15 protein-coding genes are annotated in these 19,147 nt (G+C 73.9%); 5 read left to right on the top strand and 10 right to left on the bottom strand.

The window, feature by feature from the left end; genetic code table 11:
- Nucleotides 1-101: 101 nt before the first annotated feature.
- On the top strand, nt 102-1,313 hold the full coding sequence (locus ACFVGS_RS09655) for an IS701 family transposase (protein ID WP_385692011.1): 1,212 nt from the start codon (nt 102-104) through the stop codon (nt 1,311-1,313).
- 130 nt (nt 1,314-1,443) lie between these two features.
- On the opposite strand, the gene ACFVGS_RS09650 is transcribed toward ACFVGS_RS09655, so the two are convergent.
- The 5 genes from ACFVGS_RS09650 to ACFVGS_RS09630 form a co-directional block, all read right to left on the bottom strand.
- Nucleotides 1,444-3,507 carry a helix-turn-helix domain-containing protein gene (locus ACFVGS_RS09650; protein ID WP_385692008.1) on the bottom strand — a complete coding sequence of 688 codons (2,064 nt, stop codon included), beginning with the start codon at nt 3,505-3,507 and terminating at the stop codon, nt 1,444-1,446.
- A gap of 348 nt (nt 3,508-3,855) precedes the next feature.
- Complete coding sequence (locus tag ACFVGS_RS09645; protein ID WP_384415373.1) at nt 3,856-4,749, bottom strand: BTAD domain-containing putative transcriptional regulator; 894 nt, start codon at nt 4,747-4,749, stop codon at nt 3,856-3,858.
- A 402-nt stretch (nt 4,750-5,151) separates the two neighbouring features.
- The gene (locus ACFVGS_RS09640; protein ID WP_384415370.1) at nt 5,152-5,799 is read right to left on the bottom strand and encodes a ScbR family autoregulator-binding transcription factor; all 648 of its coding nucleotides are present in this window, start codon (nt 5,797-5,799) and stop codon (nt 5,152-5,154) included.
- A 307-nt stretch (nt 5,800-6,106) separates the two neighbouring features.
- Entirely contained in the window at nt 6,107-6,580 is a 474-nt protein-coding gene (locus ACFVGS_RS09635; RefSeq protein WP_385692005.1) for a DUF1772 domain-containing protein, read from the bottom strand.
- Nucleotides 6,581-6,598: 18 nt separating this feature from the next.
- Nucleotides 6,599-8,104 carry a von Willebrand factor type A domain-containing protein gene (locus ACFVGS_RS09630; protein ID WP_385692002.1) on the bottom strand — a complete coding sequence of 502 codons (1,506 nt, stop codon included), beginning with the start codon at nt 8,102-8,104 and terminating at the stop codon, nt 6,599-6,601.
- Nucleotides 8,105-8,345: 241 nt separating this feature from the next.
- Here ACFVGS_RS09630 and ACFVGS_RS09625 point away from each other — a divergent pair, with 241 nt between their 5' ends.
- Nucleotides 8,346-9,056, top strand: a complete 711-nt coding sequence (locus tag ACFVGS_RS09625; protein ID WP_384415361.1) for a DNA-binding response regulator — start codon at nt 8,346-8,348, stop codon at nt 9,054-9,056.
- A 69-nt stretch (nt 9,057-9,125) separates the two neighbouring features.
- Here the strand turns inward: ACFVGS_RS09625 and ACFVGS_RS09620 are convergent, their stop codons facing one another.
- On the bottom strand, nt 9,126-11,363 hold the full coding sequence (locus ACFVGS_RS09620; protein WP_385691999.1) for an MMPL family transporter: 2,238 nt from the start codon (nt 11,361-11,363) through the stop codon (nt 9,126-9,128).
- 174 nt (nt 11,364-11,537) lie between these two features.
- Here ACFVGS_RS09620 and ACFVGS_RS09615 point away from each other — a divergent pair, with 174 nt between their 5' ends.
- Nucleotides 11,538-12,710: a sensor histidine kinase gene (locus ACFVGS_RS09615; protein WP_384415356.1), complete on the top strand. Its 1,173-nt coding sequence runs from the start codon at nt 11,538-11,540 to the stop codon at nt 12,708-12,710.
- A complete protein-coding gene (locus ACFVGS_RS09610) occupies nt 12,685-13,347 on the top strand; it encodes a response regulator transcription factor (RefSeq protein WP_150497990.1) in 663 nt (220 codons plus the stop codon). Before ACFVGS_RS09615 ends, ACFVGS_RS09610 begins: the two co-directional genes overlap by 26 nt.
- Nucleotides 13,348-13,385: 38 nt before the next feature.
- On the opposite strand, the gene ACFVGS_RS09605 is transcribed toward ACFVGS_RS09610, so the two are convergent.
- Together ACFVGS_RS09605 and ACFVGS_RS09600 are read right to left on the bottom strand one after the other, a co-directional pair.
- Nucleotides 13,386-14,243, bottom strand: a complete 858-nt coding sequence (locus tag ACFVGS_RS09605) for an ABC transporter permease (protein WP_385691995.1) — start codon at nt 14,241-14,243, stop codon at nt 13,386-13,388.
- Nucleotides 14,240-17,035, bottom strand: a complete 2,796-nt coding sequence (locus ACFVGS_RS09600) for a CocE/NonD family hydrolase (protein WP_384415350.1) — start codon at nt 17,033-17,035, stop codon at nt 14,240-14,242. Before ACFVGS_RS09600 ends, ACFVGS_RS09605 begins: the two co-directional genes overlap by 4 nt.
- 146 nt (nt 17,036-17,181) lie before the next feature.
- On the opposite strand from ACFVGS_RS09600, the gene ACFVGS_RS09595 reads away from it, so the two are divergent.
- Entirely contained in the window at nt 17,182-17,607 is a 426-nt protein-coding gene (locus ACFVGS_RS09595) for a GNAT family N-acetyltransferase (RefSeq protein ID WP_385691991.1), read from the top strand.
- Between the two features lie 77 nt (nt 17,608-17,684).
- Here the strand turns inward: ACFVGS_RS09595 and ACFVGS_RS09590 are convergent, their stop codons facing one another.
- Together ACFVGS_RS09590 and ACFVGS_RS09585 are read right to left on the bottom strand one after the other, a co-directional pair.
- Nucleotides 17,685-18,290, bottom strand: coding sequence for a DUF4291 domain-containing protein (locus tag ACFVGS_RS09590; RefSeq protein ID WP_384415345.1), 606 nt, complete (start codon nt 18,288-18,290; stop codon nt 17,685-17,687).
- A gap of 45 nt (nt 18,291-18,335) precedes the next feature.
- Nucleotides 18,336-19,145: an inositol monophosphatase family protein gene (locus ACFVGS_RS09585; RefSeq protein ID WP_385691988.1), complete on the bottom strand. Its 810-nt coding sequence runs from the start codon at nt 19,143-19,145 to the stop codon at nt 18,336-18,338.
- Between the last annotated feature and the right edge of the window lie 2 nt (nt 19,146-19,147).

Below are 19,147 nucleotides of genomic sequence, written 5' to 3'. Positions count from 1 at the left end.
GCCCAGACGGGTGCCGGCTACACCTCCTCCTGGCGGCGCCGACACGGGACCGTGGAGGTGCAGCGGGAGGGAGCTGCACAACCCCCCATGGCAGGAGTGTCGTGAGTACATCCGTCGCAACCAGGTTCAGGACCGTCGCCGCGCACCGGGACGCGGCCGGCGAGGACGTGTACGGCGAACTCTGCGCCGCGCTCTTCTCCGGTTTCCCGCGCCGCGACCAGCGGATGAAGGCCGAGCAGTATCTGAGCGGGCTGCTGACCGCGCAGGGCCGCAAGTCCATCCGCAACATCGCCGCGCAGATCGGCGGCCCGGCCGCCGAGCAGAGCCTGCACCACTTCATCTCCAGCTCCACGTGGGACTGGCGGCCGATGCGGGCGGAGCTCGCCCGCTTCGTCCAGCGGACCGGTTCCCCGCAGGCCTGGGTGGTCCGGCCCATGCCGATACCGAAGGCCGGGCAGCACTCGGTCGGCGTCGACCGGCGCTTCGACCCCGAGCGCGGCCAGGTCTTCCGCGGCCAGCAGGCCTTCGGCGTGTGGTTCGCCTCCGAGGAGACCAGCGTCCCCGTCAACTGGCGGCTCTTCCTGCCCGACCCGTGGGTCAAGGACCCGACGCGGCGTGACCGCGCCGAGGTGCCCGAGGGCGCGGCGGAGGAGACGCTCGAGGAGTGCGCGGTCAACGCGGCGCTGGACACCTCCCGCTGGCCCGACGTGGCCCGCAAGCCGCTGCTGCTCGACATCCGCGGCGGCGCCGGGCGGGCGGCCCTGCACCGGCTGGCCCTCGCGGGCGTCCCGGTGGTGGCCCGGATCGGCACAGGCTGCCGGCTGACCGTCGCGGACCGCTCGCTGCCGGGCTTCGGCGCCGGACCGCTCACGGCGCTGCAGATCCTGGAGTCCCTCAAGGGGCTGCGGCGCCCGGTCAGCTGGGTGGACTCGGCGGCCGGCGTGCGCACCTCGCGCACCTCCCTCGCCACGGCGGTGCGGGTCACCCTGCCGGTACCGGCGGGCGAGCGGCAGCGGCCGCTGCTCCTGCTCGGCGAGTGGGACGACCCGCGGCGCGCCCCGGCCCGGCTGTGGATCACCGACCTGACCGGTTCGGCGGTCGGACCGCTGCTGCGGCTCACCAAGCTGTCGCGCCGGGTGGAGCGGGACTTCCGGGCGGTCGGCGAGGGCGCGGGCCTGCGGGACTTCGTGGGCCGCTCGTTCCGCGGCTGGCACCGGCACATCACGCTGGCTTCCGCGGCCCACGCGGCGACCGTGCTCGCGGCCGGCCACGACGCCCCGTACTCCACGGCTCCCGCCCGCTCGGCGAGCTGACGGCGCAGCCCCCTGCAGACCGGGGTCCGGGAGTTGGGGCTTCCGGACCCCGTACCGGCGCCCGACGCCCGACCTCGTACCGGCACCTGGCCCTGTGCCGACACCCGACGGCGGGTGTCTCCGGAGAGGCCTAGGGTGCGTCCTTCGCCGGCCCGGTCTGGCGGGTTTCGCCGAGGGCGGCGCGGCGGCGGGCGAGGACCTCACGGGTGCGCTGGAGGCGCAGCGCCAGCTGCACCTCCAGGACCTGTCCGGGCTTCTGCCACTCCGGGCCCAGGAGTTCGCCGATCCGCTCCAGGCGGCGCGAGACCGTGTTCGGGTGGACGTGCAGGGCCTCGGCCGCGTTGGTGGGACTGCCGCCGGAGGCGAAGTACGCCTCCAGCGTGCGGGTGAGATCGGTGAACCGCTCGGCGTCGTAGTCCAGTACCGGCCCGATCGCCGACTCGACGAAACCGTCCACGTCGTGGTCGTCGGACAGCAGCAGTCCCAGGAAGCCCAGGTCCTCCACGGACGCCGCCGCTCCCGTGCCGCCGAGCGCGCTCATCGCGTCCAGGCAGCGGGTGCCCTCCTGGTAGAGCCGGCCCACGGTGTCCGGGCTCCAGCCGGGGCCGGCCGCGCCCACCGAGACCGGGTGGCCGAGCAGAGGGGCCAGTTCGCCCGAGACGGCCTTCGCGGCGGCGGACGCGTCCACACCGGGCAGCAGCAGCACGATGCAGCCGCCCTGCACGGTCTTGAGCCCCGCCATCCGGTACGCGTACGAGGAGGCCCACACCACCGCGCGGCCCTGCTCGCCGCCCTCGGGCCGGGCCACCACCAGGACGTGCGGCTTGCGCAGGTCGATGCCGAGGCGGCGGGCACGCTGGGCGATCTGCTGCGGGGCGTGCTGCGGCTCGGCGAGCAGGTCGTCGAGGAGTTCGTCGCGGACGGGACCCTCGGCGACGGCGGTGGAGCGCTGCATGAGGAGCAGGAAGGCGACGGACTGGGCGGCGAGTTCGAGCAGCCGCTCGTCCTCGCCGGTGAGCTCGGTCGCGGCGCTCACGACGAGGACGCCGAGGTCCTCGGAGCCGGCGATGACGGGCGCGACCCAGGTCCGCTCGGCGTCGCCGTCGCCAGGGCCGTGATCGGGGCCGCATCCGGATCCGTGATCGGGGCCGCACCCGGGCGGTCCCGCCTTGGTCCCGGCGCCGCCGGCGCGTACGGGGCGGCGGCCCGCGTGTGCGTCGAGCGAGGCCTTCGCCACCGCGTCCTCGTCGAGGCCGGGGATCTCGCCGGTGGCGGCCAGCGTGCGACCGCCGGTGTCGCGGACGAGGACGCACGCGTCGAGGGCGTCACCGGCCGCCTTGGCGACGCCGAGCAGATCGCCGCCCGACAGCACCAGGTTCATGATCCTGCTGTGCGCCTCGCCGATGTAGCGCATGCGGGTGAGCGCGGTGCGGGCGCGGGAGCTGTCCTGTTCGAGTTCGGTGACCTCGGCCGTGGTCTGGTCGAGGAGTCCGGCCTTCTCCGTGGCGACGGCGGCCAGGTCGGCGAGCGGGGCGAGCAGCGCGAGCTCGGCGTCGGCGAACCTCCGGGCCCTGCGGTCGGCGCCGTACAGCAGGCCGAGGACGGTGTCGCCGATCCGCAGGGGCACGGCGAGGACGGCGCGCAGTCCCTCCTCGCGGACCACCTCGTCGACCGTGGGCAGGTGCGGGAAGCGGTCGTCCGCCAGGTAGTCCTCGGTCCAGGCCGGTCCGCCGGTCGCGTGGACCAGGCCGCCGAGTCCCTGGCTGTCGAGGGCGCCGGAGCAGGCGGCGGCGTCGAAGGCGGTGAGGCCGCCCTCGGAGCTGTGCAGGACGCGCACGCCGTGGTCGTCGCGCAGGGTGACGCAGGCGAGGTCCAGGTCGAGGAGCCGCCGGGCCCGGCGGACGACCAGCCGCAGCAGGCCGTCCAGGTCGTACGGGAGGGTGAGGTCGCGGGCGGTGTCCGCGAGGGCGTCGAGGCCCGCCTCGCGCTGCTCGCGGCGGGCGAGCGAGCGGCCGACTCCGGTGGCGAGGTGCACCGCCCGCTCCAGACGGGCGAGTTCGGCCGGCGGCAGGCCGGACGCGCGGGCCTCGTCGAGCAGTTCGGTGAACCGCTCGGGCGGCGCCTGCTGGGCCAGCAGCTCCAGCACGGAGAGCGCGTCCACTCCCCCGCCCCCGTCCGTGCCGTGGTGGGACATGCCTCAACTCCCGCTGTTGAGCAGAACCAGGTGTCGCCGTGGACACCCGTACCGCTGGCCGAAACTAGATCGGACGTGCACGGCGGTCAACGGTGAGATCGACGACTTCATGGCTGTTCGTTCACCTTCCGCCCCATTCCGCTGGCTCCAGTGTGCCGGGGCCACCTTCGCGTGCCTGCGACGGGGTGGCGCGGGCACCTTGCCGGGCCGGGCGCGGGCGCGCGAACGTGAGCGGGGCGCGCCCGACGGTGCGTCAGGACCGGGCAGGGACAGGCGGGACCGGGCACCCCGGGAGCGCCGACCTCGGGGTGCCGGGTCCGGCCGCCGGCCCGCCGGGCGGCGGGCTGATCAGGCCGGCGCACCCGCGACGACCGGTACGAGCCGGAGCGGCCGCAGCCAGGATCCCTGGGCCTGCGCCGGTACGCGGGGCCGCGGAGCCTCCCGTACGGTCAGCAGCGAGCGGTGCAGCCGGCGCAGCCGCGCCGAGGGCTCCCGGCCGCCGTCCTCGGCCAGGGCCACGCAGAGCCGGTGGAAGACCTCCACGGCGTCGTCGGTGCGGCCGGAGCGCAGCAGGGCGACCATGAACTGGGCGTGCAGCGACTCGTTGACGGGGTGCCGGGCGACGAGGACGGCGAGTTCGGGCACCATCTCGGCGTGCCGGCCGAGCCCCAGCTGGGCCTCGACCCACTGGTCGAGCACGCTGAGCCGGGAGGCCTCCAGGCGCTCGGTCTCCGCGCGCAGCCCGGGGCCGGCGTCGACTCCCGCGTACGGCTCGCCGCGCCAGAGCGCCAGGGCCTCGCCGAGCCGGAGCGCGGCGCGCGCGAGGTCGCCCGCCTCCATGGCGCGGTAACCGGCGCCGGCCGCGCGCTCGAACTGCCACACGTCATGGGAACCGCCGCCGGTGTCGAGCCGGTAGCCGCCGGACTGGGCGGCGAGCACGGTCTCGGGGGTGCGGCCGTCTCCCGCACCGGGCCCGCCCTCCGGGCCGCGGCCGGCGCCCCGGCCGTCACCGAGCGCGGTGGCGATCAGCGAGCGCAGTCCCAGGATGTGGGAGTGGAGCTCGGCGCGCGCTCCGCGCGGCGCGCCGGACGGCCACAGCTCTTCCATGAGGACGGAGACCGGGACGACCTGGTCGGCACAGGCGGCGAGCAGGGCGAGCAGCTGTCGCGGCGCGGCGGCGGTCGGGGTGATCGACACCCCGTTCTCGCGCACCGAAAGTCCCCCCAGGATCCGGACGTCCACGTTGCCCCCTCAGCTTCTGCGCACGGGATGACCCTCGACGATTAGAAAAGAGACCGCGCGGCATGTCAATAAGAAACCGGACGGTATGGAATCACTGGACCCGGTGGACGGAATTTTTGCCCGTTTCACCCCAGTTCATGACCGTCAATAGGTCGTCAAGCACTCAAGAAACGTACTCCCGGATCCAGTTACTGGACCCACGGGTATGCTTTGGCGTTGGTTTTCAGGCAGCGGTGCGGGCGGCTTCCGGCCAGGAGCTCGCGAAAACCGGCAGAGCGGTTTCGTTTGAGATCATGATGGCGCGCCGCAGGGGCCATGGGAAGGTGGCGTGGGAGCCCAGGCGCACGAAAGCCGCGCGGGACACCGCGCGGCGAAGGAAGACAGGCAGGCCGGCAGGCGGACCTAGGAGGTGGCGTCCGCGGCGCCGAGGGCCCGCGCGCCGCGGCCCGGCTCCAGGTCCAGCATGGTCAGCACGGACGGCACCACGATGCTGGGCAGTAAGTGGTGGTAGAGCGCCGAGGCCCAGCGCTCCATGGAGGAGCGGTCGCCCTCGAGGGCGTGGGTCATCAGGTTGAGCCCCGCGTAGGCGCCGACGACGAGCGGGGCGACCTCCTCGGGCACGGCGTGCGGCAGCAGCTCGCCGCGCTCCTTCGCCTCCCGGAGCAGAGCCAGGTTGATCTCGGTCCACTCGCGGTAGGGGCCGCTGCGGTTGAGGTCGTGGCCGCCCTGGTCGAGGGTGAGCCGGACGCTGCCGCTCAGCACCCGGTCGACGGTGAGCCGGTGCGCGAACACCATGCCGACGTCCACGAACTCCTGGACCTTGCAGGTCTGCGGCGGCGCCGTGGGCACGACCGACACCTGGGCGTCGATCACCGCGTGCGCGAGGTCTTCCTTGGAGTCGAAGTGGAAGTAGAGCGCGCCCTTCGTCACCTGGGCGAGCGCCAGGATGTCGGAGAGCTTGGCCGCCTCGTAGCCCCGCTCGTCGAAGACGGCGGCAGCCGCCTCCAGGATCGCCTTGCGGGTGCGAATCGCCCGATCCTGCTTCGCCATGGGAGTCACGTCCCTCTCATCGCGCCCGAACCGGCATCCCGGTGGCCCGAGAAAACAAACCTTGGGGTACCTATTTTCCGGCAGCTGGAAGATACCCGAAGCCTTGTTCGCAGTGAACCCGCAAGCCCGGCCATCCGCTTTCGCAAGCCTCTGACCAGCGGAGTTGCGGACACTGCCGAGTAAGAGAACGTCAGGTCGGCCGATAACGCACCGACCTGACGCACCGTCTCCCCGCGCCGGATGTCACTCAGGGCTACCGGAAAACCGACCCTCCGGTCCAGTGTCGATCAGCCGTCAGCCGGAAGCCTCAGCCGGTGACCACCGCCGAGGCCGTCAGCAGCCCGAAGGCGGCCAGGATCAGCAGGGTACGGACCAGGTGGAGGCGGTTCCAGCGCCGCTCGAAGGCGGCCCGTACGGCGGGCGCCGGCTCGCCGGCCGGCTCGGACGCGGCGAGGGCGTTGTTGAGCGGGATGTTGCCCGCGACGGTGACCAGATGATTGGCCGCCGCGCAGACGAGACCCGCCAGCACCAGCCACTTCTGGGTGTCGGTCCGCCCGTCGACCGGCACGGCCAGGGCCGCCGCGGGGAAGGCGACGACCCCGAGGAAGACGAGCAGGAACACCGGCCTCGGCACGTACTCGTTGATCCGCCGCATCGCGTTCACGAACTCCTCGTCCGTGAGACGGGCCAGGGCGGGCATCACACCGGTCCGGAAGATGAGCATGAACCCGGCGTAGAGACCGGTGGACACGACGGCGAGGGCGAGCAGCAGGGCGGCCATGGGCATCATGATGGCCGATCACCCGGCGTACGGGTCGGAGGAACCGCTCAACCCGTCCGCCTGCCGGATCGCCTCGGCCAGCTCCCGCACCGACGCGGAGCGGGACCGCTCGGCGATCGCGCCGGCCCGGGCGGCGAGGCTCGACAGGACCGGCGCTCCGGGCACCGTGCCGCCGCGCAGCCGGTCGGCGAAGTAGGCGGCGACGGCGGTCAGTTGCAGGCTGTCGTGGCCGTCGCCCCAGATCGGCGCGGTCATGGCGGCGGCGTCCACGCTGCCCGAGCGCTCGTGCGGGGCGCGGCTGGCCGGGTCGAGCCAGCGGACGGTGGCCGTGGCGACCCTGCCGCGCTGCCCCGGCCGCAGCTTCACCGCGTACAGCGCGGTGACGGTGTGTCCGGCGCCGATCTCGCCGCCGTCGACCCGGTCGTCGCGGAAGTCGTCGTCGGCGACCTTCCGGTTCTCGTAGCCGATGAGCCGGAACTCCTCCACGGTCTTCTCGTCGAAGGCGACCTGGGCCTTGGCGTCCCGGGCGCGCAGTTCGACGTGGCCGGGGAGCTGGTCGACGAAGACCTTGCGGGCCTGCGCGGGCGTGGCGACGTAGGTGGTGTGACCGTCGCCCTTGTCGGCGAGCCGCTCCATGAACGCGTCGCCGTAGTCGCTGCCGACGCCGACGCCGAACAGGGTGATCCCGTACGTGCGGCGCTCGGTGTCGATGCGCTCCAGGATGCCTTCGGCGTCGGTGTCGCCCGTGTTGGCGAGGGCGTCGGAGAGCAGCACGACCCGGTTGGTGACGCCCGTGCGGCGGCCCTCGACGGCGACGTCGTAGCCGGTGCGGACGCCGGCCTCCACGTTGGTGGAGGAGCTGGTCTCCAGGCCGTCGACGACGTCGTGGATCCGGCCGCGGTTCTCGCCGACCCGGGTCATGGGGAGCCGGACCTCGGCGTCGGAGCTGAAGGTGACGAGGGCGACGGAGTCGTCGTCGCGCAGCCGGTCGGCGAGCAGCCCGAGCGACTCCTTGACGAGGTCGAGCCGGCCGGGCTCGCCCATGGAACCAGACACGTCGATGACGAACGTGAGGGCGGCGGGCGGCCGTTCGCCGTCGCCGGGCCGGGTCGCGAGCCCGACCCGGAGCAGCGACCAGCCGGCCGCGTCGGAGCGGGCGCCGTCGAGGGTGACGCTGAAGCCGTTGTCCTTCGGCCGCGGGTAGTCGGGCCGGAAGCTGTTGACGAACTCCTCGGGCCGTACGTCGGCGGGGTCGGGCAGCCGGCCCTCGGCGAGGGTGCGGCGGGCGTAGCCGTACGAGGCGGTGTCGACGTCGAGGGCGAAGGTGGAGAGCCGCTCGGGCGCCTCGGGCGCACCGGAGGGGCGCCGAGCGTCCGGGGCGTCGGGCGCGGGAGCACCGCGGTCGGAAGCGGAGTGGTCGGCGCTGGTCCGGCCGGACCCGTCGGAACCGCCGGCGCATCCGGTCAGCAGCAGGGCGCCGCCGAGCAGTCCGGCCGCCACCCTCGTCGAGAGCCTTCGCCTCATGAACATCTCCCCCACGTCTCCATCCCCCATGTCCCCTGCGGAGTACCGCACTTGTGAATGTGACGTCCGAGGAGGCCGGACGGAGCAGACGAAGGAGTTGCGGATGGATCTCAATGCGGCAACGGCGGCGGGGACGCGCTGCCGTGGCAGGGACTCGCCATCCTTGTCAACAGGGGTTGTCACCGTGTGCAGTCGCGTGCGTACATGGAGTGGCACACCGATCGGGCGGGGGTGGTCAGCGGTGGCAGAGACTGCGGGCTCCGTGATGCTCGCCCGTTCGGCGATGGGCCGTGCCGGTCCGGAGCCCCAGCGCCCTCCCGGGCGCCCGGTCCGCGGCACCCGGCGGGTCAGCGCGGCGCTCGCGGGCCTCGCGGCCTCGGCACGGCACGAGTTGCTGACCTTCGACGACCCGGCGGCCTCCGCCTCGCGTGCGATCCCCGAGCCGTTCCTGGAGCTGGCAGGAGCGTGCATGCGCGCGGCGGCGGAGCGGGCCGGCGAGGTCCGCCGGATCGTTCCCCGCCACGCCCTCCCCCAGGTGGCGGGGACGGTCCGGGTCCCGGGCCGGGCGAGGGTCGCGGACTCGATCCCCTTCAAGATGATCGTGGTCGACCGCACGGTCGCCGCGGTCCCGCTCGACCTCGAACTCCACTACAACGGCCTGCTCCTGATCCGCGACCCCGTCGTCGTCCAGGCCCTGGTCCGCGCCCACCACGCCTCCTGGGACACCAGCCAGGAACTGGCCGGCCTCACCCCGCCCGCCCGCGACCTCCCGCCCCAGCTCCGCCCGGTCCTCGACGCCCTCCTCGCCGGCCTCACCGACGAAACCGCCGCGGCCCGCCTCGGCATGTCCCCCCGCACCTACAGCCGCCGCGTCGGCGAACTGATGGCGGCCCTGGGCACGACGAGCCGCTTCCGCGCGGGAGCGGAAGCGGCTCGGAGGGGGTGGGTGTAGGGGGGCCTGGCCCCAGCCGTCGCCGACCTCGTCCGTACCGCGACGCGCCTCTGGGAGGTGTCTCGTCGATCAGGCCGGATCAGGGAGCGGCGTCCGGTGCACGGGGTCTCCCCAGGGAAGCACCCGGTCCAGCCACTTCGGCAGCCACCAGTTGGTCCGGCCGAGGAGTGTCATGGTCGCCGGCACCAGCACCATGCGGACGACCGTGGCGTCGATGAAGATCGCGGTGGCCAGGCCGAGCCCGAACATCTTGGCGGAGGGGTCCTCGGCGACGGCGAAGGAGAGGAAGACCGCCACCATGATGAGGGCGGCCGAGGTGATGATCCGTGCGGTGCGCGAGATGCCCTCGACGATCGCCGTGCCGTTGTCGCCGGTGCGCACGTACTCCTCGCGTACGCGGGAGAGGAGGAACACCTCGTAGTCCATCGACAGGCCGAACAGGATGGCGAAGAGGAACATCGGGATGAACGACACGATCGGAACCGTCGCTTCCAGCCCGATGAGTGCGCCTCCCCAGCCCCACTGGAAGACCGCGACCATGATGCCGTAGGCCGCGCCGATGCTCAGCAGATTCAGCAGTACCGCCTTGAGCGGTACGAGGACCGAGCGGAAGACCAGCATCAGCAGCAGGAACGACATCGCCAGTACGGCGGCGACGAACAACGGCAGGCGTTCGCTGGTGCGTTGCCCCACGTCGGACAGGCTCGCGGCGGCGCCGCCGACGTGGGCGCCGGCCGGGCCGTTCCCGATCGCCGTGGGCAGCACGTCGGTCCGCAGCCGGGCGATGGTGCCGGCCGTGGCCTCGTCCTGAGGGCTGGTGGTCGGAAACACCACGAGGGTCGCGATGCCGGTGGCCCGATCGACGTGCGTCGGCGCGACGGACGCGATGCCCGGATCCGCCGCGACCGCCCTGACGAGTCGGTCCACCACTCCCGGATCACCGGTGGGGTCCACGGCGATGACGAGGGGACCGTTGGTGCCCGGGCCGAACCCCTCGGCGACGAGGTCGTAGGCCCGGCGCTCGGTACGGCTGTGGGGCAGTGAGCCGTCGTCGGGCAGGCCGACACGCAGGCCGAGCACGGGCAGCGTCGCGGCCAGCAGCAGCCCCGCCGCGCCGACCGCGTACGGCACCGGGTGCCGGCTGACGTGCCCGATCCAGCGGCGCCACCCGGCTGCGGGGGCGGCGCCCGCCGCCGGGTCCCGCCGCCGTGCGAGCCGGCCCGGCTTCACGGTCTGCAGAGCCCGGCCGATCCGGCCGGCCCGGGCCAGGCGCGGGCCCGCCGCGCCGAGGAAGGCCGGCAGCAGCGTCACCGACGCGAGCACCATCGTCAGGACGACGATCGAGACGGCAACCCCGCCCACCGTCATGAACGGCACGTTCGCGACCGCCAGGCCGAGGATCGACACGACGACGGTGCCGCCGGCGAAGACCACCGGCCGCCCCGCCGTGGCCACCGCTCGTCCGGCCGCCGCCTGCGGATCGAGCCCGCACGTGAGGTACTCCCGGTGCCTGGCGAGCACGAACAGCGCGTAGTCGATGCCCACTCCGAGCCCGACCATGCTGCCCAGGACCGGTGCGAAGGCGGGGACCTCTGTCACCCCCGCCAGTACCGTCATCGTGGCGACCCCGACGGTCAGCCCGAAGACCGCCATGCCGATCGGCAGCGCGGCGGCGACGAGCGAACCGAACGCCAGGAACAGGATCGCGGCCGCGGCGAGGAGGCCGATCAACTCGCTCACGCCGCCGTCGGGGTCGGAGAAGGCGTAGAAGAGGCTCCCGCCCATCTCGATGCGCAGCGGCAGCTCGGCGCGCAGCCGGTCGCCGAGACCGACGAGGGCGTCGAGGTCTTCGGCCGACAGCCGGCTCTGGTCGGGGTACTGCACCCGGACGACCGCGATCCTCCCGTCGGCCGAGACGAGGCCGCCGCGCACGGCGGTGTCCCCGCCCGCGTCGAGCGCCCCCGCCGGGTCGCTCGTGCCGAGCACGTGCGGCAGCCGCTTCACCTCTGTCCGCAGCCGCGTGAGAGCGGTGCGCGCACCGTCGTCGTCGAAGAACGTCGCACCGCCGGCGAGGGGGGTGACGACCACCTGGGCCGTCATCCCCTCCTGGCCGGTGCCCGCCCGCTCGATCAGTTCCGCGGCCCGTCGGGAGTCCAGTCCCGGAGCGGTCATCGAGTCCGCGGTCCGCCCGCCGAAGGCGACGGCGGCGAGGACGGCGAGCGTGGCGGCGACCAGCCATGCCGCGATCACCCGCCACGGATGGCGGGCGGCGCTTGTGCCCAGGCGCAACAGGGCTTTCGAGAGCATCGGGTCCTCCAACCACCTCGTCGGCCGTCCTTGTACGGCCGCCGATGCGAGGCTCCTCGCCACGACGCTCCGCGGCATCGGCCCGCGGGCCGCGGATCCTTCGGCCCCGGGGCGGAGTGACGACCCGTCCTTTCGGCCGATGCGCGGCACGCCGCGGTCCCTAGGCTGAGAACCGTGCTCCGAGACGACCTGCGAACCCTGTGGACCGAACCCCGGCCGCCCGCCGCGCCCGCCCGGGTGCGGCGGGACTGGGCGCTGCTCGCCGCGAGCCTCGCCGGTGTGGCGCTGGAGGCCACCCTGCGCGAGAACGTCGTGTGGCGGCCGGTGGCGGTGGTATTGGCCGTGTGGCTGTGCCTGCTGCCCCTGTGGCGCCGGACCCGCCCGCTGGCGATGGTGACGCTGGCGTTCGGCTCGGTGACGCTGCTTCCGGTGGCCTCGCTCGTCGCCGCACCGCGCGAGCCCGTCGGCCTGTACACCGGCGCGGTCGTGCTCGTGCTGGTGTACGCGCTGCCCCGGTGGGGATCGGGGCGCGAGATCGTGCTGGGCGGCGCGGTGATCCTCGCGGTCGGCGCGCTGTGTGTCGTCACGGACGGGACGCCGGTCGTCGAAAAAATCGTGGGTTATGTCTTCCTGCTGCTGCCCGGCGTGATCGGGGCCGCCGTGCGGCTTTGGGTGACCGCTCGCGAGCGGCAGTTGGAGCAGGTGCGCTCCCGCGAGCGCGAGCAGCTCGCCCGGGAACTGCACGACACGGTGGCCCACCACGTGTCGGCCATGGTGATCATCGCCCAGGCGGGCCGGGTGCTCGCGGGCACCGACCCGTCCGCCGCCGTCGAGGCGCTGGAGGAGGTCGAGGAGGAAGGGGCGCGCACGCTGGAGGAAATGCGCGCCATGGTCGCCGCGCTGCGCGACCGCGGGATCGGCGCCGAGCTGGCGCCCCCGGCCGGAGTCGCGGATCTGGAGCGCCTGGTGCGCACCCCGGGTGGTCGCCTCAGGGTCGACCTGGGGCTCGACGGCGAACTGGACGCGCTGCCCCCGGCCGTGGACGCGGCCGTCTACCGGATCGTGCAGGAGTCGGTGACCAACGCGCTGCGCCATGCGGTCGACGCGACCGAGCTCGTCGTCCGGGTCGCCGCGGAACGGCACACGGTACGGGTGAGCGTGCGCGACGACGGCCGGCGCACCGGCCGGGGCCGCGACGGATACGGACTCACCGGACTGCGCGAGCGCGCGACGCTGCTCGGCGGCACACTGCGAGCCGGCCCGGGTACCGACCGGGGCTGGCATGTCGAAGCCGAACTGCCGAGAGCGAGGAGCGAGAGCGGTGTCCATTCGCGTCCTCGTCGCTGACGACCAGACGATCATCCGCACCGGGTTGCGGATCATGCTGAACGCCCAGCCCGGCATCGAGGTGGTCGGCGAGGCCGCCGACGGGCGGGAAGCGGTACGTCTGGCCCGCGAACTGCGGCCCGACGTCTGCCTGTTCGACATCCGCATGCCGGTACTCGACGGGCTCGAGGCCACCCGGCTGGTCGCCGGCCCGGGCGTCGCCGACCCGCTGGCCGTGGTCGTCATCACCACGTTCGACCTCGACGAGTACGTCTACGGCTCACTGCGGGCCGGCGCCCGCGGATTCCTCCTCAAGGACACGGGACCGGACCTTCTGGCGCAGGCCGTACGGTCGGCGTCCGACGGTGAGGCGCTCATCGCGCCCAGCGTCACCGTCCGTCTGCTCCAGGCGTTCGCGGACCTGCCCGCCGGGCGGCCCGTGGCCCAGCCGGTCTCCCCCGTCACCGCCCGCGAGGAGCAGGTGCTCCTCGCCGTCGCCCGCGGGCTGACCAACACCGAGATCGCCGATGCACTGCACATCAGCCTCAGCACGGTGAAGACGCATCTGGCCAGCCTGATGGCCAAACTCGGCGCCCGCAACCGGGTCGAGATCGCGATGTGGGCCTACGAAACGCGCCGTATCCTCCCCGGAACCTGAGCCGGGTGCCGGGCCGTGTCCACGACGCGACACGCGCCCTAGGACACGATGTCCTTGCGGGAGAAGCCGCGGAAGGCGAGGGCGAAGAGGATCAGGGCGTAGGTGACGGAGACGGCCGTGCCCTTGGCCATGCCCGTCCATTCCAGGTGGGGCTGGAGGGCGTCCGCCCAGGCGAACTGCCAGTGGGCGGGCAGGAAGGCACGCCAGTCCCCGAGGGCGGTGACCGCGTCGAGGACGTTGCCGATGATGGTGAGGCCGACGGCTCCGCCGACCGCGCCCAGGGGTGCGTCGGTGCGGGTGGAGAGCCAGAAGGCCAGGCCCGCGGTGACGAGCTGGGACACGAAGACGAACGCGACCGCGACGGCGAGGCGCAGCAGTGCGTCCCCGGCCGGCAGGGCGCCGCCGGTGGGGAGCTTCAGCGGGCCCCAGCCGTACGCGACGGTGCCCGCGGCCAGGGCGACCAGGGGCAGGAGGAGCATGGCCGCCGCGCTGAAGCCGAGGGCCACCACGAGCTTCGACCGGAGGAGGCGGGCGCGCGGCACCGGCGCGGCGAGCAGATAGCGCAGCGAGGACCAGCCGGCCTCGGACGCCACCGTGTCTCCGCAGAACAGGGCCACCGGGATCACCAGCAGGAAGCCCGCCGAGACGAAGAGGCAGGTCGCGGCGAAGTTGGCGCCGGATGCGGTCGCCGTGTCCATGAGGGTGATGCGGTTGTTGCCCGCCCCGTCCGGAGTGCCGCCGATGGCGAAGGCGGCGATCAGGACGAAGGGAAGGGCGGCGAGGATCCCGGCCATGACCAGGGTGCGGCGGCGCTTCAGCTGGCGTACGGCCTCCACACGCAGCGGCAGGGTGCGGCCGGGCGTGTAGCCGAGGGCGGCCGGGACGGCGGTGGTCATGCGGTCTCTCCTCCGATCAGGGTCAGGAACGCGTCCTCCAGGCGCCGGTGCGGGCCCACCCCGGTCACCGGCACGTCCAGGCGGACGAGTTCGCCGATGAGGAAGGTGGCGCTCCTGCCGTCGAGTCGTACCAGCAGGCCGGATTCCGTGCGTACGGCGCCCAGCTTCTCCACCACCGCGTCCGGCACCGGGCCGTCCAGGGTGACGAGGAGGGTGTCGCCGGAACCGGTGATCTCCTCGACCGGGCCCGTCTGGACGAGTCCGCCGCGGTCCATCACCACGAGGTGGGTGCAGGACTGTTCGACCTCGGAGAGGAGGTGGCTGGAGACGATGACGGTGCGGCCGCCGGCCGCGTAACGGATCATCACCTCCCGCATCTCGCGGATCTGCGGCGGGTCGAGGCCGTTCGTCGGCTCGTCCAGGATCAGCAGGTCCGGCAGGCCGAGCATGGCCTGGGCGATGGCGAGCCGCTGCCGCATGCCCTGCGAGTAGGTGCGCACGGCGCGTTCCAGGGCGCCGCCCAGGTTGGCGATCCGCAGCGCCTCGTCGATGTGGGCGTCCTCGGCCGGGCGGCCGGTCGAGGCCCAGTACAGCTCCAGGTTCTCGCGTCCCGACAGGTGCGGCAGGAAGCCGGCGCCCTCGACGAAGGCGCCGACCCGGGACAGCACCGGGGCGCCGGGGCGGATGGCGTGGCCGAAGACCCGGATCTCCCCCTCGTCCGGGGTGATCAGGCCCATCAGCATGCGCAGGGTGGTGGTCTTGCCCGCGCCGTTGGGGCCGAGCAGGCCGAGCACCTGGCCCTGTTCGACGCGGAAGGACAGCTGACGGACGCTGTACCGGTCCGTGCCCGCGTACTTCTTCGACAGACCGGTGATCTGGAGCGGGACCGCGGCGAGCGCCGGGTCGGGGGCCGGGGCGGCGGTGCGGCGCCGGGCGGTCAGGAGCAGTCCGGCCGCGACGGCCAGGCCGAGCAGCGGCAGGCCCCACACCCACCAGGGCAGTCCGGCCGCCTGGGTGGCCACGGCGGGCGCGGTCGGCACGGTCAGCGGGCTCTCGACGGTCACGGTGTACGTGGCGGGGGCGACGGGCGAGGCGTAGCCGAGGTCCGTCGCGGCGAGCACCAGCCGCAGCCGGTGCCCGGCCGCCACCTCGTGGTCGACGGCGGGCAGCGTGAGGTCCACGGTGCGGCCGTCCCCGGCGGCGCCCTCGACCCGTACCGGGGTGACGAGCTGGGAGGGCAGCACCTGCTGCCGGCCGTCCGGGCCCACGTCGTACACCTTGGCGAAGAGGACCGCCGAGCCGTCGGGCGCGGTGGAGGTCACCTTGACCCGGACGGTCGGGGTGCCGGTGATGCGGAGGGGCACGGACTGCGGCCGTGCGTCGAAGGCGGCGAACTGGCCGGGGAAGTCGAGGGACAGTCCCACGCCGAGCGAGGAGAACTGCGACAGGCCGCCGCCGAGGCCGGGCACGGCGGACAGGGCGGGCGGGTTGGCGCCGGCCGGGTTGGTGAAGGAGCGCGCGGGTGACGGTCCGGAGGCCGTCGGTCCCGAGGCCGCCGGCCCGGAAGAGGGCGCCCCGGAAGGGGCGAGGGTGACCTGGACGGGGCCCGCGGAGAGACCCGGGTAGCGGTCGGCGGTGGCGCCGCGCAGGGTGGCCCGGCCGTCGGTGGAGTCCACTCCTCCGGTACGGCTGACGCGGAAGGCGGGGCCGGTGGCGGCGGAGGCGTCCCGCTTGAGGTAGCGGTCGAACCAGGCGCTGATCCTGGCCTGGACGCGGTCGGTCTCCCGGTCGCCGCCGTCATGGCCGCCGGCCGTCCAGTCGACGGCGACGGGCGCGCCGTTGCCCGCGATGGTCCGCGCCATGGCGTCGGACTGGCCGAGGGTGAAGAGCGAGTCGGCCTGCCCCTGGACGATCAGCGCGGGCACCTTGATGCGGCTGCCGACGGCGGAGGGACTGCGGGCCTCCAGGAGCGCGCGGGCGGCGGCGTCGGGCCGGCCGGTGACGGCGACGCGCTGGTAGAGCGCGCAGACCTCGGGGCTGAAGCGGCCGCAGGAGACGGGGTCGGGGGCCGCCTTGCCGTCCGCTGCACCCGCACCCGTACCCGCACCGGGACCGCCGGTGCCAGGGCCGGACCCCGCCCCTGCGCCCGCGCCGGCAGCCGTACCTGCGCCCGCACCCGCGCCCGCCGAGAAGAAGATGCCGGACCAGAGCTTCTTGAAGACGCCGTTCGGGAACAGCGCGTCGGCGAGGTTCCAGTACGTGATCTGCGGGGCCACGGCGTCGACGCGCGGGTCGTGGCCCGCGGCGAGCAGCGAGACCGCGCCGCCGTAGGAGGCGCCGGTGACGCCGACGCGCGGGTCGCCCGCCTTGTCGAGGAGCACCTCGGGGCGTTCGGCGAGCCAGTCGACGAGGCCGCTCACGTCCTTGACCTCGCGCTCGGGGTCGTTGAGGCCGATCTGCCCGGTGGAGGCGCCGAACCCGCGGGCGGACCAGGTGAGCACGGCGTAGCCGTCGCGGGCGAGCTGCTCCGCCTGCGCGCGGACGTCGTCCTTGGAGCCGCCGAAGCCGTGCCCGAGGAGCACGGCCGGGCGGCGGCCGTCGCCTCCGGAGGTGAAGTACGAGGTGTCGAGCCGTACGCCGTCGAGGTCGAGCATCCGGTCGGCGCGCCGCACGGGCGCGGCGTCGTCGGAGGCGACGGCGGTCCAGGTGCCGGCGCCGCCCGCGAGCACGGCGAGCACGGCGCCGACCGCGGCCCATCGCGGCAGGCCCTTCCGGGGAAGTCGCAGCTGCATGGGTCGAGCCTAGGCGCCGGGCCCGGCGCGGTTCGCGTGCCCAGGGGCGGAACTCGTCGGCCTCCTCAGGTCGTACGCGGTAGCGTCCCCGTACACCGGACGCGGTACGTGCACGCGACGCGTGGACGCGGATGTGGGAGGTACGGATGGAGATCCGGCGGGCCACGGCGGTGGCCGAACTGCTCGCGGCGGCACATCTGTACGACGCGCCGCCCCGGGAGGACTGGGCGGCGGCCTTCCTGGCCGCGCCCGGGCACGTGCTGCTGATCGCGTACGCGGAGGACGGCTTCCCCGCCGGATTCGTCTCCGGGATCGAGATGCGCCACCCCGACAAGGGCGTGGAGCTGTGCCTGTACGAGCTGTCGGTCGACGAGGCGCACAGGAGACGGGGCGTCGGCCGCGCCCTGACGGAGGCGCTGGCGTCGGAGGCCCAGGCCCGCGGCTGCTACGGGATGTGGGTGGGCGTGGACACGGACAACGAGGCGGCGCTGCGGACGTACGCGTCGGCGGGCGCGGTGGACGAGGGAGTGTTCACCATGCGGGGCTGGTCGTTCGAGAGCGAGCAGACCTGAGCCGTGCGAGGCGCGGTGCCAGGCGTCGCGAGCCCGGCCTGATCGGCGAGACACCCCCAAGATCCGGAAGAGACGGCCTAGGCGACGACCCGCCCCAGGAGTCCGTCCTCCACCGGGTACGGCCGCTCCCCGGGGAGCAGCCGTTCGGCCTCCTCCAGACGCTGCTCGCGTACCAGCTCGTGGATCTCGTGGGCGAGCGGCGTCACGTCGCGGATGGCGACCGTCCACTCGTCCGCGTAGCGCCGGGAGGCCTCCCCGGCCAGGCCGAGCTGGAGCGAGCGGTACGGCAGCGGCCGGTGGTGCAGATCGCGTTCCGGGTCCCACTGGACGCGGGCCGGCGAGCGCTTCAGCTCCCGCTGCCAGGCGGCCCGGTCCTCGTGGAAGCCGCGGACGTAGTGGGAGAGGCAGGCGTTCCGCAGGGCCCACTCGAAGCCCTCGCGGGTGATCTCGACGGCCAGCACCGTCTCCTGGCCCTCCTTCAGGCCCCAGCCGCAGCGGTACGCCATCCACAGGAACGAGGGCTTGATCCACGTCATCCGGTCCCGCTTCCAGGCTGCCGGAAAGCGGCCGTCGCGGGCGGCGGGCAGGCCGATCGACGGCCTGTAGGCCTGGTAGACGGTCACGGTGGTGTCGGTGTGGACGGCTCTGATCTGGAACTTCGGCGGCTGTGCGGGAACGGACATGGCCCCAGGGTGCGCCGGAACGCGCCGTGGGGGCCACTCATTTCGTCAGCGGCGGCCGCTGATCATCTCCATCAGCAGCGCGTGGGTCTCGGCGTCGGCGGCGGCGACGAGGCCGCGGCCCGCCCCGTCCAGCGGGGCTCCGTCGATCCCGGTGACCACGCAGCCGGCGGCGCGGCACAGGGCGATGCCGGCGGCGAAGTGCACGCTCCCGGAGAGGTCGCCGCCGTCGGTGACGTACGCGGCCCGTCTGCCGGCGGCGACCCAGGCGAGGGCCAGGGTCGTGGACACGACCCGGGGCCGGAAGCGAGCGGCGAACTCGGGGTGGGCCAGCAGGTCCACGGCCCGGAACGCCGGCGCGCTCGGGAACGGCGGGTCCAGGTTGACGTCCACGAGCCGGGTGGCGGGTGTGGGCGTCAGCGGCGCGTCGGCGGCCCCGTCCTGCCGTACGCGTGCGGTCTTCCCGTCGGTGAAGAAGACCTCGCCGCCGAACGGATCGGCGACCGCTGCCGCACCGTCCCGGAGCGCCACGTTGACGGCCACCAGCATGGTGCCGACGGCGTAGTTGAGGGTGCCGCACAACGGGTCCACCAGCCACTGGCGTTCGCCGCCGGGGGCGCCCTGTCGCCCGCCTTCCTCGCCGAGGACCGCGTCGCCGGGCCGTGCGGTGCGGAGGACGTCGAGGATCGCCTCCTCGGCCGCCACGTCGGCGGCGGTGGCGAAGTCGCCGGCGCCCTTGTCGATGCGGGCGAGCCGCCTGCCGTACATGCTCCGGACGACCTCCGCCCCGGCACGCGCCCCGGCTATGGCCACTTCGGCGTCGTGCGCCTGATCGGTACTCGCGTATGAGGTGATCACGG

The sequence above is a fragment of the Streptomyces sp. NPDC127114 genome (assembly GCF_042677525.1).
Classification (GTDB): Bacteria; Actinomycetota; Actinomycetes; order Streptomycetales; family Streptomycetaceae; genus Streptomyces.
This window is presented reverse-complemented; position numbering and strand designations above follow the sequence as displayed.

Coding starts and splice junctions, on each gene's coding strand:
- ACFVGS_RS09650 (WP_385692008.1), bottom strand. CDS start 3,507: ATGTCCCACCACGGCACGGACGGGGGCGGGGGAGTGGACGCGCTCTCC.
- ACFVGS_RS09640 (WP_384415370.1), bottom strand. CDS start 5,799: ATGGCGAAGCAGGATCGGGCGATTCGCACCCGCAAGGCGATCCTGGAG.
- ACFVGS_RS09635 (WP_385692005.1), bottom strand. CDS start 6,580: ATGGCCGCCCTGCTGCTCGCCCTCGCCGTCGTGTCCACCGGTCTCTAC.
- ACFVGS_RS09630 (WP_385692002.1), bottom strand. CDS start 8,104: ATGAGGCGAAGGCTCTCGACGAGGGTGGCGGCCGGACTGCTCGGCGGC.
- ACFVGS_RS09620 (WP_385691999.1), bottom strand. CDS start 11,363: ATGCTCTCGAAAGCCCTGTTGCGCCTGGGCACAAGCGCCGCCCGCCAT.
- ACFVGS_RS09605 (WP_385691995.1), bottom strand. CDS start 14,243: ATGACCACCGCCGTCCCGGCCGCCCTCGGCTACACGCCCGGCCGCACC.
- ACFVGS_RS09600 (WP_384415350.1), bottom strand. CDS start 17,035: ATGCAGCTGCGACTTCCCCGGAAGGGCCTGCCGCGATGGGCCGCGGTC.
- ACFVGS_RS09595 (WP_385691991.1), top strand. CDS start 17,182: ATGGAGATCCGGCGGGCCACGGCGGTGGCCGAACTGCTCGCGGCGGCA.
- ACFVGS_RS09590 (WP_384415345.1), bottom strand. CDS start 18,290: ATGTCCGTTCCCGCACAGCCGCCGAAGTTCCAGATCAGAGCCGTCCAC.